The organism is Stenotrophomonas sp. Ste86 (assembly GCF_024519465.1).
Lineage (GTDB): Bacteria > Pseudomonadota > Gammaproteobacteria > Xanthomonadales > Xanthomonadaceae > Stenotrophomonas.
In genome coordinates, this window is the sequence record NZ_JALJRW010000019.1 from 23,149 (window position 1) to 37,905 (window position 14,757).

14 protein-coding genes are annotated in these 14,757 nt (G+C 67.3%); 8 read left to right on the plus strand and 6 right to left on the minus strand.

Annotated features, from left to right (window positions below; genetic code table 11):
• Positions 1-85: 85 nt before the first annotated feature.
• The 5 genes from radC (at position 86) to NR101_RS15120 (ending at position 5,119) form a co-directional block, all read left to right on the plus strand.
• On the plus strand, positions 86-784 hold the full coding sequence (radC, locus tag NR101_RS15100) for a DNA repair protein RadC (RefSeq protein WP_256777002.1): 699 nt from the start codon (positions 86-88) through the stop codon (positions 782-784).
• Between the two features lie 150 nt (positions 785-934).
• Positions 935-2,623 (plus strand): arginine--tRNA ligase, encoded by a 1,689-nt coding sequence (gene argS / locus NR101_RS15105; RefSeq protein WP_256777003.1) that lies wholly within the window; start codon positions 935-937, stop codon positions 2,621-2,623.
• 18 nt (positions 2,624-2,641) lie between these two features.
• Complete coding sequence (locus tag NR101_RS15110; protein ID WP_256777004.1) at positions 2,642-3,514, plus strand: SPOR domain-containing protein; 873 nt, start codon at positions 2,642-2,644, stop codon at positions 3,512-3,514.
• 397 nt (positions 3,515-3,911) lie between these two features.
• Positions 3,912-4,691, plus strand: a complete 780-nt coding sequence (locus tag NR101_RS15115) for a helix-turn-helix domain-containing protein (protein WP_256777005.1) — start codon at positions 3,912-3,914, stop codon at positions 4,689-4,691.
• Between the two features lie 71 nt (positions 4,692-4,762).
• Positions 4,763-5,119 carry a VOC family protein gene (locus NR101_RS15120; RefSeq protein WP_256777006.1) on the plus strand — a complete coding sequence of 119 codons (357 nt, stop codon included), beginning with the start codon at positions 4,763-4,765 and terminating at the stop codon, positions 5,117-5,119.
• 193 nt (positions 5,120-5,312) lie between these two features.
• Here NR101_RS15120 and NR101_RS15125 read toward each other — a convergent pair whose 3' ends face one another.
• Together NR101_RS15125 and NR101_RS15130 are read right to left on the minus strand one after the other, a co-directional pair.
• On the minus strand, positions 5,313-6,062 hold the full coding sequence (locus NR101_RS15125; protein ID WP_256777007.1) for an SDR family NAD(P)-dependent oxidoreductase: 750 nt from the start codon (positions 6,060-6,062) through the stop codon (positions 5,313-5,315).
• Positions 6,063-6,101: 39 nt separating this feature from the next.
• Positions 6,102-6,566 carry a hypothetical protein gene (locus NR101_RS15130; protein WP_256777008.1) on the minus strand — a complete coding sequence of 155 codons (465 nt, stop codon included), beginning with the start codon at positions 6,564-6,566 and terminating at the stop codon, positions 6,102-6,104.
• Between the two features lie 177 nt (positions 6,567-6,743).
• Between NR101_RS15130 and NR101_RS15135 the strand changes: the two genes are divergently transcribed.
• Positions 6,744-7,214, plus strand: a complete 471-nt coding sequence (locus tag NR101_RS15135) for a DUF1456 family protein (RefSeq protein WP_256777010.1) — start codon at positions 6,744-6,746, stop codon at positions 7,212-7,214.
• Here NR101_RS15135 and NR101_RS15140 read toward each other — a convergent pair.
• Complete coding sequence (locus NR101_RS15140) at positions 7,189-8,115, minus strand: LysR substrate-binding domain-containing protein (protein ID WP_256777011.1); 927 nt, start codon at positions 8,113-8,115, stop codon at positions 7,189-7,191. The two genes, NR101_RS15135 and NR101_RS15140, sit on opposite strands and share 26 nt — an antisense overlap.
• Before the next feature lie 112 nt (positions 8,116-8,227).
• Between NR101_RS15140 and NR101_RS15145 the strand changes: the two genes are divergently transcribed.
• A complete protein-coding gene (locus NR101_RS15145) occupies positions 8,228-9,418 on the plus strand; it encodes an MFS transporter (protein WP_256777012.1) in 1,191 nt (396 codons plus the stop codon).
• 176 nt (positions 9,419-9,594) lie between these two features.
• Here NR101_RS15145 and NR101_RS15150 read toward each other — a convergent pair whose 3' ends face one another.
• On the minus strand, positions 9,595-10,236 hold the full coding sequence (locus tag NR101_RS15150) for a TorF family putative porin (protein ID WP_256777047.1): 642 nt from the start codon (positions 10,234-10,236) through the stop codon (positions 9,595-9,597).
• A gap of 238 nt (positions 10,237-10,474) precedes the next feature.
• On the opposite strand from NR101_RS15150, the gene NR101_RS15155 reads away from it, so the two are divergent.
• Entirely contained in the window at positions 10,475-10,864 is a 390-nt protein-coding gene (locus NR101_RS15155) for a DUF6165 family protein (protein WP_256777013.1), read from the plus strand.
• 21 nt (positions 10,865-10,885) lie between these two features.
• On the opposite strand, the gene NR101_RS15160 is transcribed toward NR101_RS15155, so the two are convergent.
• Both NR101_RS15160 and NR101_RS15165 read right to left on the minus strand, forming a co-directional pair.
• Positions 10,886-11,629, minus strand: coding sequence for a FadR/GntR family transcriptional regulator (locus tag NR101_RS15160; protein WP_256777014.1), 744 nt, complete (start codon positions 11,627-11,629; stop codon positions 10,886-10,888).
• A gap of 90 nt (positions 11,630-11,719) precedes the next feature.
• The gene (locus NR101_RS15165; RefSeq protein WP_256777015.1) at positions 11,720-14,602 is read right to left on the minus strand and encodes a TonB-dependent receptor; all 2,883 of its coding nucleotides are present in this window, start codon (positions 14,600-14,602) and stop codon (positions 11,720-11,722) included.
• Between the last annotated feature and the right edge of the window lie 155 nt (positions 14,603-14,757).

A 14,757-nucleotide genomic window follows, 5' to 3' on the forward strand; every position in this document is an offset into this window, starting at 1 on the left:
ACCAAGTGTGCCCACGCGCAATCCTTATCAGACGACGCGGCATAGTCTGATTGGCTGGGCATACGTGCTTCTCGACACTTGAGCCATGGCAATCAAAGACTGGCCCAAGGACGAGCAACCGCGCGAGAAGCTACTGGCGCGTGGCCCAGCAGCGCTTTCGGATGCTGAGTTGCTTGCCCTGTTCATGGGCACCGGCTGTAAGGGCTTGGACGTCATGGAGAACGCACGCCTTCTCCTCAAGGAACATGGCCCCTTGCGCCTATTGCTTGATATGAGCGCGCAGAAGCTGAGGAAACTGCCAGGGCTAGGCCCGGCACGGGCTTGCAAGCTGGTCGCCGCACTGGAACTGGCCGACCGCCATCTGCGTGCAAAGTTGGACCTGGGTGAAGGCATGTGCGATCCCAAAGCAGCGATGCGCTACTTCAAACAGCGGCTTCGCGGGCGGCCCCATGAGGTCTTTGCGGTCATGTTCTTGAACACCCGCAACCACATGCTGGCGTTCGAGGAACTCTCCAACGGCACGATCGATGCGGCGGCGGTCTACCCGCGCGAAGTGGCGCGCCGCGCCCTGTTCCATAACGCGGCAGCCGTGATCATCGGTCACAACCACCCGTCCGGCAGTGCCGAACCGTCCGCCGCCGACCGCGATATCACCCGTCATCTGGAAAAAGCCCTGCCTTTGGTAGGCGTCCGCCTCCTGGACCATGTAGTAGTAGGCGAAGGCACCCCCGTCTCCATGGCTGAACGAGGCTGGCTCGAACCCACCCTGTCCATCCGTGGCTGAACGCCCCAGTCAGCCCAAACAGCCGTGTCTGAAGCCCCCAAACCCGCCCCAGCGACCTCAAAGCCCCCTGCCCCAACCCCGTTCAATGGATCGGCCCGCCATCTAGGCTAAAATTGCCGATTCCGCCGCTCCAGTCCCAAAGCAGGCCTTGTGAAAAATCTCCTCCGCGCCCTGATCAGCCAAGGCATCGAAGCCTTGCGCGCCAACGGCACTCTGCCGGCCGATACCCTGACCCCGGAATTCGTGGTCGAACGCCCGAAGACCCGTGAGCACGGCGATTTCGCCACCAATGCCGCGATGCTGCTGGCCAAGCCGGCGCGCAGCAACCCGCGCGCCCTGGCCCAGGCGCTGCTGGATGCGCTGCCCAAGAGCAATGACGTGCTGCGCGTTGAGATCGCCGGCCCGGGCTTCATCAATTTCCACCTCGCCCCCAGCGCCTACCAGCGCGAAGCAGCCAGCGTGCTCAAGGAAGGCGCCGATTACGGCCGCAACCTGAGCGGCAACGGCCGTACCGTGGGCGTGGAGTATGTGTCGGCCAACCCGACCGGCCCGCTGCACGTGGGCCATGGCCGCGCTGCCGCCATTGGCGACTGCCTGGCGCGCCTGCTGGATGTGAACGGCTGGAACGCCAAGCGCGAGTTCTACTACAACGACGCCGGCGTGCAGATCGAAAACCTGGCCCTGTCCACCCAGGCGCGCGCCAAGGGGCTCAAGCCCGATGACGCCGGCTGGCCGGAAGCGGGCTACCGCGGCGATTACATCCAGGACGTGGCCAACGCCTACCTGGCCGGCGCCACGGTGGAGCTGGAAGGCCACGCGGTGGTGGGCGAACGCGACCCGGACAACCTCGATGGCATCCGCCGCTTCGCGGTGGCCTACCTGCGCAACGAGCAGAACCAGGACCTGGCCGCGTTCGGGGTGGATTTCGACATCTACTTCCTGGAAAGCTCGCTGTACAAGGACGGCAAGGTGGAAGAGACCGTCGCCCAGCTGCAGGCGGCCGGCCACACCTATGAGGACGGCGGCGCGCTGTGGCTGCGCTCGACCGACTTCGGTGACGACAAGGACCGCGTGATGCGCAAGTCCGACGGCACCTACACCTACTTCCTGCCGGACGTGGCCTACCACCTGAGCAAGTGGCAGCGTGGCTATGAGCGCGCGATCACCGAGCTGGGTGCGGACCACCACGGCTCGCTGGCGCGCGTGCGCGCCGGCCTGCAGGCGCTGGACGTGGGCATTCCCCAGGGCTGGCCGGAATACGTGCTGCACCAGATGGTGACGGTGATGCGCGGCGGCGAAGAAGTGAAGCTGTCCAAGCGTGCCGGCAGCTACCTGACCCTGCGCGACTTGATCGAAGAAGCCGGCCGCGATGCGACCCGCTGGTTCCTGATCGCGCGCAAGCCCGATTCGCAGCTGACCTTTGATATCGACCTGGCCCGCGCGCAGAGCAACGACAACCCGGTGTTCTACGTGCAGTATGCGCACGCCCGGGTGTGCAGCCTGCTGCGCCAGGCGCAGGAGAAGGGCCTGAGCTACACGCCGGGCGAAGGCCTGGCCGGCATGGCCTCGCTGAGCGACGACGCCTCGCTGTGGCTGATGGTGGAAATGTCGCGCTTCCCGGAAGTGGTGGAAGCGGCCGGTATCGCGCTGGAACCGCACCTGATCGCGCAGTACCTGCGTGAATTGGCGCACGCCTTCCACACGTGGTATCACGGCACGCAGGTACTGGTGGCTGACGATGCCGAGCGCAATGCCAAGCTCACGCTGGCGTGCGCGGCGCGCCAGGTGCTGGCCAATGGTCTGAACGTCCTGGGCGTTTCCGCCCCGGAAAAAATGTAAGCAGTGGAGAAGCAGTAAATGGCAGCACGACGCGGCAAGAGCCAGGCACGGCGCAACAGCAGCCAGGGCACACCGGGATGGGTGTGGCTGGTTGCGGGTGTGGCGATTGCGGCCGTGGTGTTTTTGGCGGCACCGAACCTGTTCAAGAACGACGGTGACGGCTTCCTGCGGGTAGGTCCGCAGCCGAACCCGAACGCCCAGCCGGCCCCGGTGAGCGACGCCGACACCGACGTGGGCGCGGAACTGCCCAAGCCGGGTGCGGCGGCCAAGCCTGCCGAACCGGCCAAGCCGGCCACGCAGTACGACTTCTACACCCTGCTGCCCGGCAAGGAAGTGGAAATGTCCGATGCGGAGCTGGCGGCCAGCGCGCGTGCCGAGGACCAGCGCCGCGCCAAGGCCGAGGCGCAGCGCGCGCAGGCAGCGTTGGAAGGCCGTCCATTGCCGCCGGCCCCGGCACCCACCAGCACGGCGGCGACCACCTCGCCGGCGACGGTGAGCACCGCCCCGCTGCCTGCGCCGGTGGCCGAGCGCCCTGCGGCGACTACGGCAGCGGCGGCCACCCCTGCGCAGACGGCTGCGGCTACCCCGGCGGCACCAAAGCCGGCGGCTACTGTAGCGGCGACGCCTGCGGCTGCGGCGGCTGAGCCGGCGGCGAGCAACGTGCGTTACATCCTGCAGGCCGGCGCATTTGGCGCGTCTGGCGATGCCGAGGCGACCAAGGCCAAGCTGGCGATGATCGGTTTGGCGGCGCGGGTGGAATCGGCGCAGATCAACGGGAAGACGGTATACCGCGTGCGCATGGGGCCGTATGGCAGCGCGGGCGAGCTGGCGGAGGCCAAGCAGAAGCTGGATGGGACGGGGCTTCAGGCGATGGCGATCAAGGCGCAGTGAGTGGCGCTGCAGGAATTTTGAAGACGCCGGCTTGCCCGGCGTTTTCTTTTCGCGGCGAAGAGCAGCCGAGCATGGCTCGGCTCTACCCTTCTCTCGGGAATAAGCGCGCGGGCGGGTAGTGCCGAGCCATGCGCGGCAACCGCTTCTCTTGGGGATCAACGCGCGTTTGGTAGTGCCGAGCCATGCTCGGCAACCGCGCAATGCGCGATGCGTGCGTCCGAAGACCTGCGGCCTGAACACACCGGGGTTCACACCGGGGTTCAGTGCACGGCGGGCGCGTGGACCATGCGTTGGTACGGGCGGAGCGAAGAGCAGCCGAGCATGGCTCGGCTCTACGTCCTCCCCGGGAATTAACGCGCGTCCGGTCCGGCAGCTGGTGATGCGTTATCGTCCGCGCATGTCTTCCCATCCTGATTCTGCTGAACTTCCTGGCGTTGCCGGGGCTACCGGTCGCTACCGCGAATGGGCGCCGCCGGCTGCGCTGCGCGGCAGCTTCGGGCAGCTGTGGCGCAGTGATCTGCCGGTGGGCCATAGCGGTGAGGTGGCGGTGCTGCCCGATGGCTGCGTGGACATTCTCTGGCGCGATGGGCGGCTGTTTGTGGTGGGGCCGGATGTGGTGGCCGCGCACCCGCAGTTGACGCCCGGTGCGCAGGTGTTGGGCGCGCGGTTCCAGCCGGGTGCGGCGCGGGCGTGGTTGGGGTTGCCGCTGTCGGAGATCGTGGGGACGGCGGTGGCGTTGGAGGACGTGCTGGGCGTGCGGGCGCGGCGGATGGCGGCGCGGTTGAACGCGGTGGGCGATAGCGAGGTGCGGCAGCAGGTGTTCGCGCGGGAGCTGGCCGGGCTGGCTGGCAATGGCACTGCCGATGCGGCGGCGGCGCAGGTGTTTGCCCAGGTGCGTGCGGGGAATATGGACCTGGCGGCGGTATCCGGGACGCTGCAGCTGAGTACGCGCAGCCTGCGCCGGTTGTGCCATGCGCAGTTCGGCTACGGGCCGAAGATGCTGGAGCGGATCCTGCGCCTGCAGCGGGTGCTGCGTTTGGCGCGGGCGCGGCCACGCGACAGCCTGGCGGCGCTGGCGTTCGACGGTGGCTACGCGGACCAGTCGCACCTGAGCCGGGAAGTGCGGGCGCTGGCCGGAATCGGTGCGGCCGAACTCTGCGCGCAGTGGCGCGGCTGACTGGCCGTTTTGTTCAAGACAGACGCGCGGAAACTGGCGATGCTGGTGCTCCTTTCAATACGAGAACAGCGATGAGCACAGCACACGGCAACGATCGCCGCATCGACAACATCGAATTCAACGTGGCCGATATCGCCCGCAGCAAGGCGTTCTACGGGGCGGTGTTTGGCTGGTCGTTCACCGATTACGGCCCGGGCTATACCGAGTTCGACGATGGCCGGTTGCGCGGTGGGTTCACCACGGACGAGCCGGTGCGGCCGGGTGGGCCGTTGGTGATTCTGTATGCCGATGACCTGGTGGCCACGCAGCAGCGGGTGGAAGCGGCCGGGGCGGAAATCTGCCGGGCGGCGTTCGATTTTCCCGGCGGGCGGCGGTTTCATTTCCGCGATCCGGATGGGTATGAATTGGCGGTGTGGACGGCCGCCTGAGGTAGAGCCGACCGTTGGTCGGCTACCGTCTGAGGGGGCGTGCGCCGCGCGGTATGCGCGAAGAGCAGCCGAGCATGGCTCGGCTCTACCGGGATGCCGCACCCTGACGGGTAGAGCCGAGCCATGCTCGGCTGCCGTTGGGGGATGCGAGGTGTCGACCAACGGTCGGCTCTACCGGAGCGATCCGGTTGGATCAGTCGCGCGCTACCTGGAAACCGGCGAACGACTGGCTTACCGGCATCAGCTCCAGGCGGTTGATGTTGAGGTGCGCCGGCAGGTTGGCCACCCAGAAGATCTGCTCGGCGATGTCCTCGGCGGTCATCGGGTTCGCCCCGGTGTAGAGGGTGTCCGAGGCGGCCTGGTTGCCGTGGGTGCGCACGAGGGTGAACTCGGTCTCGGCCATGCCCGGCTCGATGGTGGTGACGCGCACGCCGGTGCCGTGCAGGTCGGCGCGCAGGCCGAGCGAGAACTGGCTGACGAACGCCTTGGTGCCGCCGTACGCGTTGCCGCCCGGGTACGGGTACACGCCGGCCACCGAGCTGATGTTGATGATGGCGCCCTTGCGCGCCACCAGCTGCGGCAGCAGGCGGTGGGTGAGGGTGACCAGGGCGGTGACGTTGGTGTCGATCATGGTGCGCCAGTCTTCAAGCGAGGCGCTCTGCGCCGGGGCGGTGCCCTGGGCGAGGCCGGCGTTGTTGACCAGCAGGTCGATGGCGGCGAAGCCGGCCGGCAGGGCGGCCAGTGCGGCCTCCATGGCGGCGCTGTCGCGCACGTCGAAGACGGCCGCATGGACGCGCTCGGGACCGTAGGCGTCGACCAGCGGCTGCAGCCGTTCAGCGCGCCGGCCGGTGGCGATGACACGCCAGCCAGCCTGGGCGAAACGATGGACGGCGGCAGCGCCAAAGCCGGAGGTGGCGCCGGTAATCAGAGCGGTACGGGTCATCGGGGTACTCCGTGGGAATCCCCGCCATTTTCGCACCGATCAGCGGATGCGGAACACGCGCGCCTTGGGCAGGTCTTCGTCCACCTGCAGGAACCAGCGCCCGGCAATGCCCGGCACCACGACGATCTCGGGGTTGCTGCGGCTGGCCTTGAGCGTCATTTCACCCTTGAGCACCTGCCACCGCTGGCCGTTGTCGAGGGTGAACACGGTGCCCGGCGCCCAGCCATCCACCTGGCCGGTGACCTTGGCCTTGATCGGGCCGTCGTCCAGGCCGGGGAACATCGGGGCCGGGGTAGGCGCGCCGGGCAGGGCGACCGGGGCGGCGGCCACCGGCGCGGCCGGGGTGCGCGCGTCGGCCTCACGCAGCAGGCGGTTGAGGGTCTGCAACTGGGCCGGGGTAAGCCCCACCTGGGCCAGTGCCTGCGGGTCCACGCGCTGTTCGATCGCCACGTAGGGCACCTGGGCGGCGGCCGATCCGGCCAGCCACAGCATTCCCGCACCCATTACTGCCTGCCACCTGCGCATTGCCTGCTCCACTGCCTGTCGATGCCCGATGGCGGCACTGTGCTTCACTTTCATGGCAGCCAGATGACAGCCGCGCCGGTCGCGACGGGGCCGGCGACCGGCAGGGGGTAAAATGGCCGCCAGCCGCGCAGCCGCGCCGGCGGTATTGGACGTCACATGATCAACAACGATGTACTGCGCAGCATCCGCTACATGCTCGACCTCAGCGACGGCATGATTGCCGACACCTGTGCCCTGGCCGACCCGGCCTTCGTGATCGACAAGGCCGACGTGGCCGGTTGGCTGCGCAAGGAAGACGAGGAAGGTTTCGTGCCGTGCGATGACCGCACCTTGGCGCACTTCCTGGATGGGCTGATCGTGCACTTCCGTGGCCGCGACGAGAGCCAGCCGCTGCGCCCGGTGGAAAAGCGCATCACCAACAACCTGGTGCTGAAGAAGCTGCGCGTGGCGTTCCAGTTGAAGGACGTGGACATGCACGAGATCTTCGACAACGCCGGATTCCCGGTGTCCAAGCCGGAGCTGTCGGCGCTGTTCCGCCAGCCGGATCACAAGAACTACCGGGCCTGCGGCGACCAGTTGCTGCGCAACTTCCTCAAGGGCCTCACCCTGCGCGTGCGCGCTGCCTGAGCCCCACCCCGGTACGTGGCTCGGCCTGCGGGGCCACGTGCTGCAGCAGTTCCTGCATGAAGGCCCGCGCCGCCGGCGTGGGCAGTTTCGACCACACCGCATGCACGCGCCGCACGGGCGCATCCTGGATGGCCACGCAGGCCACGCCGGTGAAGCCGGCGGCGATGGCCACCGGCACGATGCCCACCGCCAGCCCCTGCTGTACGAAGCGCTCGATGAGCGACATATGGTTGATCTCGAACGGCACCCGATGCGGTAGCCCGGCGGCGGCGAAGGCCTCGTCGGTCTGGCGGCGCGCGCCGCTGCCATATTGGAAGTCCACCAGCGGCAGTTCGGCCAGGGTGGCCAGCGACAGCCGTTTGCGGCTGGCCAGCGGGTGGTTGGGCGGCAGCACGGCCACCATCGATTCTTCGGCGAGCAGGCGATGGCAGGCACCGTCGATGGCGGTGCCCGGCGAGAGGCCGACCAGGGCCACATCCACGCGGCGCTCGCGCACGTCTTCCATCAGCACTTCGCTCTTGTCCATGCGCAGGCGGAATTCCACCTGCGGGTAGCGCGTGTGGAAGGCGGCCAGGCAGGCGACCAGGTCCACGGCGGTGAGCGAGGTGATCTGGCCGATGGTGAGGGTGCCGCGCACCTGGCCGGCGACGGCGGCGACGTCTTCGCGCAGGTGGCGCAGCGAGTCCAACACCTGGCGCGCGTGGGTGAGCAGCACCTCGCCGGCCGGGGTGACCCGCACCTGGCGCGGCAGGCGCTCGAACAGGGTGGCCTGCAGTTCTTCTTCCAGGTGGGCGATCTGGTGGCTGAGTGCGGACTGCACGACGTGGCAGCGCGCGGCAGCGCGGGTGAAGTTGCGTTCTTCGGCCAGGGCCACGCAGAACTCGAGCTGTTTGAGGTTCACGCCGACATCTCCACCATCCATCTATTTTCCAGATGCGCTGGATGATAACTATTCATTTCCATCATCGCGACGCGAGGCGGACACTGGCGTCCCCCTGACACCTGGAAGCCGTATGACCGCCGATGTCCACACCCCCTTGAGCCGCTGGCAGGTGCTGTTGATGGCCTTTGCCACGGGCGTGGCGGTGGCCAGCAATTACTACGCGCAGCCGCTGCTGCACACCATCGCCGGCGAGTTCGGGGTGTCCTTCGGGCGCGCGGGCATGCTGGTGACGGCGGCGCAGTTGAGCTACGGCGTGGGCGTGGTGCTGCTGGTACCGCTGGGCGACATGTTCGAGCGGCGGCGGTTGATCGTGGTGATGTCGCTGCTGTCGGCGTCGGGGTTGGTGGTGAGCGCGTTGAGCCATGAATTCGTCTGGCTGCTGGTGGGCACGGCGATCACCGGGTTGTTCTCGGTGGTGGCGCAGGTGCTGGTGCCGTTCGCGGCGACGCTGGCCCGGCCCGAAGAGCGTGGCCGGGTGGTGGGCACGGTGATGAGCGGGCTGCTGCTGGGCATCCTGCTGGCGCGGACGGTGGCCGGTGCGTTGTCGTCGCTGGGCGACTGGCGCTGGGTGTACTGGATGGCCGCGGGCACGCTGGTGCTGACCACGTGGGTGCTGTATCGCACGTTGCCGCGTTTCTACCAGCATGCGGGGTTGGGTTATGGCGCGTTGCTGCGCTCGATCGGGACGCTGTTCGCGCAGGAGCCGGTGTTCCGCCTGCGCACGCTGCTGGGCGCACTGAGTTTTGCGATGTTCGCCATGTTCTGGACGCCGCTGGCGTTCCTGCTGGCGGGCGCGCCGTACCACTACAGCGACGCGACGATCGGGCTGTTCGGGCTGGTGGGCGCGGCGGGCACGTTGGCGGCAGGGCTGGCGGGGCGGATGGCGGACCGGGGCAAGGCGGCGTTGGCGACGACGCTGGCGCTGGTGCTGCTGGCGGTGTCGTGGCTGCCGCTGGGCTTTTCCACGCAGTCGCTGGTGGCGCTGGTGGTGGGCGTGCTGGTGCTGGACCTGGCGGCGCAGCTGCTGCACGTGAGCAATCAGAACGTGGTGTTCGCGCTGCGGCCGGAGGCACGCAACCGGCTCAATGCGGGGTACATGACTGGCTACTTCATCGGCGGTTCGTTGGGGTCGCTGGTGTCGGCGCAGGTGTATGGCGCGTTCGGGTGGATGGGCGTGTGCGTGGCCGGCGCCGGTGTTGCGGTAGTGGCGATGGGTGTCTGGGCATGGGCGGTGGTCGCGGAGAAGCGGAAGGCGCCGTAACGCCGACCGTTGGTCTGCTGTCGCGACGTGACGCCGTAACGCCGACCGTTGGTCTGCTGTCGCGATGTGACACCGTAGAGCCGACCGTTGGTCGGCTGCATTTGCGCGGTGGGTGGGAGCAGCCGACCGACGGTCGGCTCTACGGGAAAAGCAGCCGACCAACGGTCGGCTCTACGTTAGAAGGTGGTTTGGACGGCGAACTCCACGCGGGAACCGGCGTTGCCGGGGAACAGGCGCTTGGCCGCGTGGTCGGTGTCGTGCGCGGTGAGGCGCAGTTCCCACGGGCCGTGGACCTTCCAGACGGCGCTGAGATGGCCGTGCAGGTAGTCGTCGGCCTGCGCGCTGGCCAGCCAGTAGTGACCCACCGCCGCTTCCAGCCGCCACTGCTCGCCCAGCGGCAGGCGCGCGCCCAGCTGGGCGTAGGTGCCGCTATGGCCGCCGGCCAATGCGTCGTCGGACACACCCACCTGCAGCCAGTAGCGCTGCTGCCAGGTCAGCGTGCTGTTGAGCTCGGTCCAATCCAGGTCCACGTTGCTGGACGGATAGAGATAGCGGGTGAGGTTGACGTCCAACGCCCAGTCCTGGCCCAGCGCCCCGCCCCAACCGGCCACCACGTCGAACTCACTGCGTGCGCCGTTGTCCGGCTTGAACGACACCCCCGACCCCCACACCGACGCATACCAGCCGCGCTCGCTGCCGAGTTTGACGCCCGCCTGCGCGGCCGGGTCGCCGTCGCTCTGCGAGCTGCCGCGCCAGACATAATCGGAGGTCAGCGTCGCGTTGCCCTCCACGGCGGCCGCCGCCGCACCACTCAGCATCAGGCCCAGCAGCAGCACGCTGCAGCGACGCGCGACGCGCCCTTTTTTCTGTTCAACCACCACGGTAAGCACTCCATCGGACGGCGGCGCCGTCGAGGTGGGCAGTGTTTCCGCAGTGGCCGTAAAGCCGCCATGGCGCGGCCGGGGGATCGGCGCAAATTCCGTGTAAATCCTGCGTCCACGATGCGCCAAAGGCCCCGCGCTATCATGGGCGCTCTGACCTGTTGCGAGTAATGGCGTGGACGCGATCCTGACCCCGGTGTCGATTGGCGAACTGATCGACAAGATCACCATCCTGGAAATCAAGGCCGAACGCATCAGCGACGCCGGCAAGAACGCCAACGTCCGCAAGGAACTCGATGGCCTGTGGCCGCTGTGGCAGCAGCAGCTGGCCAGCCAGCCCGGGCTGGACGCGCTCAAGGATCAGCTCAAGGCAATCAACGTGCGCATGTGGGACATCCAGGACCAGCTGCGCGACAAGGAAGCGGCGCAGGTGTTCGACGATGCGTTCATCCAGCTGGCGCGTGGCGTCTACGGCACCAACGGCGAGCGGGTGAAGGTAAAGAACGAGATCAATCGCATCGCAGGGTCTGCGCTGGTCGAAGAAAAGCAGTACCAGGGCGAATAAGCCACCCTGCCCGCGCCGGGCTCAGTGCCCGGTGGCGGCCATGAAGCGTTCGCGGTCCTGCTGGGTGCGCCGGCGGATTTCGGCCAGGGCTTCGTTCTCGGTGGCTTCCAGCATGGATTCGAACAGGCGCTGGAAGTGGTTGCGCATGGCCAGGCGTGCGCCGGCCGGGTCGCGCGCGCGCAGGGCGTCGAGAATGGCGGTGTGTTCTTCGTCGCGGGTGTCATCGTCGTTGTGGCAGACGTTGGCGTAGACCTGCTTCACCCGCGGCAGCTCGTTGCGCATGCGCCAGATCAGCTGCACGCAGTGCTCCACCACCGGGTTGCCGGCAATCCGCGCGATGGACAGATGGAACTGGCGGTCGGCCTCGCTGGCCGCCGCTTCGCCCGAGGTGGGGTCGACCATGGCCGCGATCAGGCCGGCCAGGGCCTCCACTTCGTCATCGGTGATGCGGCTGGCGGCCATGGCCGCCGCTTCGGCCTCGATCACCGCGCGTGCGGCGGTCAGGTCGAAGGCCGACACATCCGGCAACGCGCCGGGGGCCTGCGACGGGCGCGCCTTCACATACACGCCCGAGCCGGTCTTGATGGTGATCAGCCCCTGCGCTTCCAGCGCGATTTCCGCCTCGCGCACGGTCACCCGGCTGACGCCCAGGCGCTCGGCCAGGTCGCGTTCGCCGGGCAGCCGCGAGCCCGGCGGGAATTCGCCCTTCTCGATCAGCGCGACGATTTCAGCGGCAATGGACTGGTAGAGACGGGGTTCGGACATCATCAAGACCTGGCTGTACGGTGACTGGGGACCGACATGCGACCGCGCCCTCAGAGAGCGGCGCGGTCCTGGAAAACCGCGCCACTGACCTCAGAAGCGGTAGCGCACCCCCAGATAATAGCGCCGCCCGTAGGTGGTGTACTCGCGGAAGCTGCCCAGGATGGGCATATCCGACACCCGCGGCTCGTCGGTGAGGTTGCTGGCCGACAGCGACAGCGACAGGTTCTTGTTCACCTTGTAGGTGGCGCGGAAGTCGAGCGAGCCATTGTCGCGCACGTAGCGGTTCTGCGAGGGGTCGCCGACGAACTGCTGGTAATAGTCCGACCGGTATTTGTAGATCGCCTGCAGGTCCAGCTTGCCCAGGCCCCAGTACACCTGGGCCGAGGCCACGTGCTTGGACAGCCCGAAGATGTTGGCCGGCTCGACGATGCCGGGGGTGAACACGCCGGTGATCGGGTCGGTGGACTCGCCCAGGCGCAGGTCTTCGGTCTTGAAGTTGGAGTGGGCGTAGTTGTAGCTGGCCTTCACGCCCAGCCCGGAGAAGATGCCCGGCAGGTAGGAGAAGGTGTGCGAGCCGGTCAGCTCGAAGCCGATCAGGTCGCTCTTCTGGTCGCTGGTGGCCAACTGTTCAACCGGGACGGTGACGCTCTGGCCGTCGATGTCGAAGGTTTCGCCCAGCACCACCGGCACCGAGCCGCCGTTGAACTGCTTGTAGTAGATGGCCGTGGACAGGATCGAGTCGGCGTTGGCGTACCACTCCAGCGAGACATCGGCATTCCAGGACATCAGCGGCTTGGCGCGCGGGTTGCCGGTGGCGGTGATGTTACCCAGCGCCTCGGCCACGCTGCGGAAGTCGGTATCGGCCTCGTCCAGGGTGAAGCTGCGGCCAAAGCCTTCTGCCGCCAGGTCGGGACGCGACATGGCGCGGTAGGCACCCACGCGCATCAACAGGTCCGGGCGCAGTTCGAAGGACGCGTTGAAGCTGGGCAGCCATTCGGCATTGCTGGACTTGAGCACCTGGCGGGTGAAATCGCCGGTGGGGCGCAGGGTGATGGTGCCGTCGGGGTTGTTGATCACATCCAGGCCGCTGCGCAGGCCAACCGAGCTGACATCGGTGCGCACCCAGCGCACGCCGATGTTGCCGGTGACCGGCAGGCCGAACCATTCGCTGCTGTAGTCGCCCATCAGGTAGATGGCGTTGGTCTTCTCGGTGACATCGTTGTTGGCCGGGTCGCGCAGGTCCGCGCTCAGTCCGGTGTCGTCCACGCCGGTGAAGGCCTTGAACAGGCAACGGCTGTCGAAGGTGGCCCACTGGTCGATGGTGTTGCCGCTGGCGTTGGCCAGGAAGTCCTTCTGCGGGAACGCCTGCCGGCAGGCCTGGTTGGCCGCGCGGATGGCCGCGACATTGGTGGTGGTGATGTCGCGGGTGTCGGTGAAGTCGGTGTAGCTGGCTTCGGAGTGGCGCAGGCCGCCCTTGAACGCGGTGAAGAAGCCGCTTTCCGGGGTGAACGCCGCATCGAAGCGCTGCGCGCGGATGGTGTGTTCGCGGGTCTGCTGGCGGCGGCGGATCAGCGCCGAGTCGGTGTAGTTGTCCGGGTTGTTCACATCGAACGCCGGATCCAGGGTGATGCTCGGCACATCGCCGCTGTAGTCGTAGGTGTAGTCGACATAGCGGGTGTTCTTGATGCCGGCCACCGGCTTGCCGTTGACGTCGGTACGCCCGGCGCGCAGGCGGGTGGAGCGCTCGATCTGGTCGCGCTCGGTGTTGGAGTAGGACAGGTCGGTGGACAGGGTCCAGGCCGGGGTGGGACGGAAGATCACGTTGAAGCCGCCACCGGTGTATTCCTCCTTGCGCTCCAGGAAGTTGCCGGTGGAATCGATGGTGGTGCTGCCGGTGTGGTGCAGCAGCGCCCCATCGTCGGTGACCACGCGGTTGTTGAGGTTGCGCATCATCGAAGACAGCGACAGGTCCGAGCGGTCTTCGGTGTAGTCGCGCTTGGAGTGCTGGTAATCCAGGTTCACTTCCCATGCGTCGCCGGGGCGCCACTGCAGCGCGGCGAACTGCGAATCGCGCTTGTCGTGTTCGATGAACTGGCGGTAGATGCGGCTGCTGGGCACCAGGTAGTACGGCACGCCGTTGGCGACCTGGTTGCCGTCCACCTGGGTGCAGTTGCGGGTGGCGCCGACCACTTCGCGGCCATCACAGGCCACCCAGGTGGAGCTGCTGGAGAACATTTCTTCCGGGTTGCTGCCTTCCAGCGCCTGCACGCCCACGGAGATGCCGAGCTTGCCAGCGCCGCCCATGTCGAACTGGTCGATATAGCTGGCGGTACCGCGCCAGCCCACCCCGTCCTTGTCCTTGAGGCGGTTGTCGTAGTCCTGCCAGGTGCCGCGCCCATCGAGCTGGATGGTGCGCTTGCCGTATTGGAGCGGCTTGACGGTTTCCATGTTGACCGTGCCGGCCACGCCGCCTTCGACGAAGTCGGCGCGCTGGGTCTTGTAGATGGCCACGCTGTTGATCAGCTCGGACGGGAACTGGTTGAAGTTCACCGAGCGGTCGCCGCTGCCGTTGGTGGCTTCGCGGCCATTGAAGGTGGACGAGCCCAGGAACGGGCCGAGGCCGCGGATCGAGATTTCCGAGGCGCCGCCCTTCTCGCGATGGGTGGAGGCGCCGGTGATGGTCTCGATGGCTTCACCGATGGACAGCGCCGGCAGGTCGCCGATGTCGTCGGCGGCGAGCACGTCGGAGATGACGGTCTCCTCGCGCTTCTTGTCGATCGAGGTCTGGATGGTGCCGCGCACGCCGGTCACCTGGACCTGGTCCAGGGTGGTGGGCTGTGCGGGCGGTGCGGCGGCGTCCTGTGCGTGGACCAGCGGCACCAGGGCGGTGCTGCACAGGGCATAGAACAGCGCGCTATGCAGCGCGGTGCGGCGGAGGCCTCGTAGTGAGGCCGTACGGCGGTCATGCAACATCGTGATCTCCCTCCCAGGATGGATCGTCCGATTACACGGATTCGACCCGAAGATTCACGGTTACTGGACCAATGTCAATGAATTGGTACTAAAGTCTACCCCGGACATTCGTGCAGACCACTTTGACGGTATTTAATGTGCGGATGCAGCAGAAA

What these genes read in the sequence shown, in the direction of transcription:
- radC (WP_256777002.1), top strand. Translation starts at nt 86, where the DNA reads ATGGCAATCAAAGACTGGCCCAAGGACGAGCAACCGCGCGAGAAGCTA.
- NR101_RS15110 (WP_256777004.1), top strand. Translation starts at nt 2,642, where the DNA reads ATGGCAGCACGACGCGGCAAGAGCCAGGCACGGCGCAACAGCAGCCAG.
- NR101_RS15115 (WP_256777005.1), top strand. Translation starts at nt 3,912, where the DNA reads ATGTCTTCCCATCCTGATTCTGCTGAACTTCCTGGCGTTGCCGGGGCT.
- NR101_RS15120 (WP_256777006.1), top strand. Translation starts at nt 4,763, where the DNA reads ATGAGCACAGCACACGGCAACGATCGCCGCATCGACAACATCGAATTC.
- NR101_RS15125 (WP_256777007.1), bottom strand. Translation starts at nt 6,062, where the DNA reads ATGACCCGTACCGCTCTGATTACCGGCGCCACCTCCGGCTTTGGCGCT.
- NR101_RS15130 (WP_256777008.1), bottom strand. Translation starts at nt 6,566, where the DNA reads ATGGGTGCGGGAATGCTGTGGCTGGCCGGATCGGCCGCCGCCCAGGTG.
- NR101_RS15135 (WP_256777010.1), top strand. Translation starts at nt 6,744, where the DNA reads ATGATCAACAACGATGTACTGCGCAGCATCCGCTACATGCTCGACCTC.
- NR101_RS15145 (WP_256777012.1), top strand. Translation starts at nt 8,228, where the DNA reads ATGACCGCCGATGTCCACACCCCCTTGAGCCGCTGGCAGGTGCTGTTG.
- NR101_RS15150 (WP_256777047.1), bottom strand. Translation starts at nt 10,236, where the DNA reads ATGCTGAGTGGTGCGGCGGCGGCCGCCGTGGAGGGCAACGCGACGCTG.
- NR101_RS15160 (WP_256777014.1), bottom strand. Translation starts at nt 11,629, where the DNA reads ATGTCCGAACCCCGTCTCTACCAGTCCATTGCCGCTGAAATCGTCGCG.
- NR101_RS15165 (WP_256777015.1), bottom strand. Translation starts at nt 14,602, where the DNA reads ATGTTGCATGACCGCCGTACGGCCTCACTACGAGGCCTCCGCCGCACC.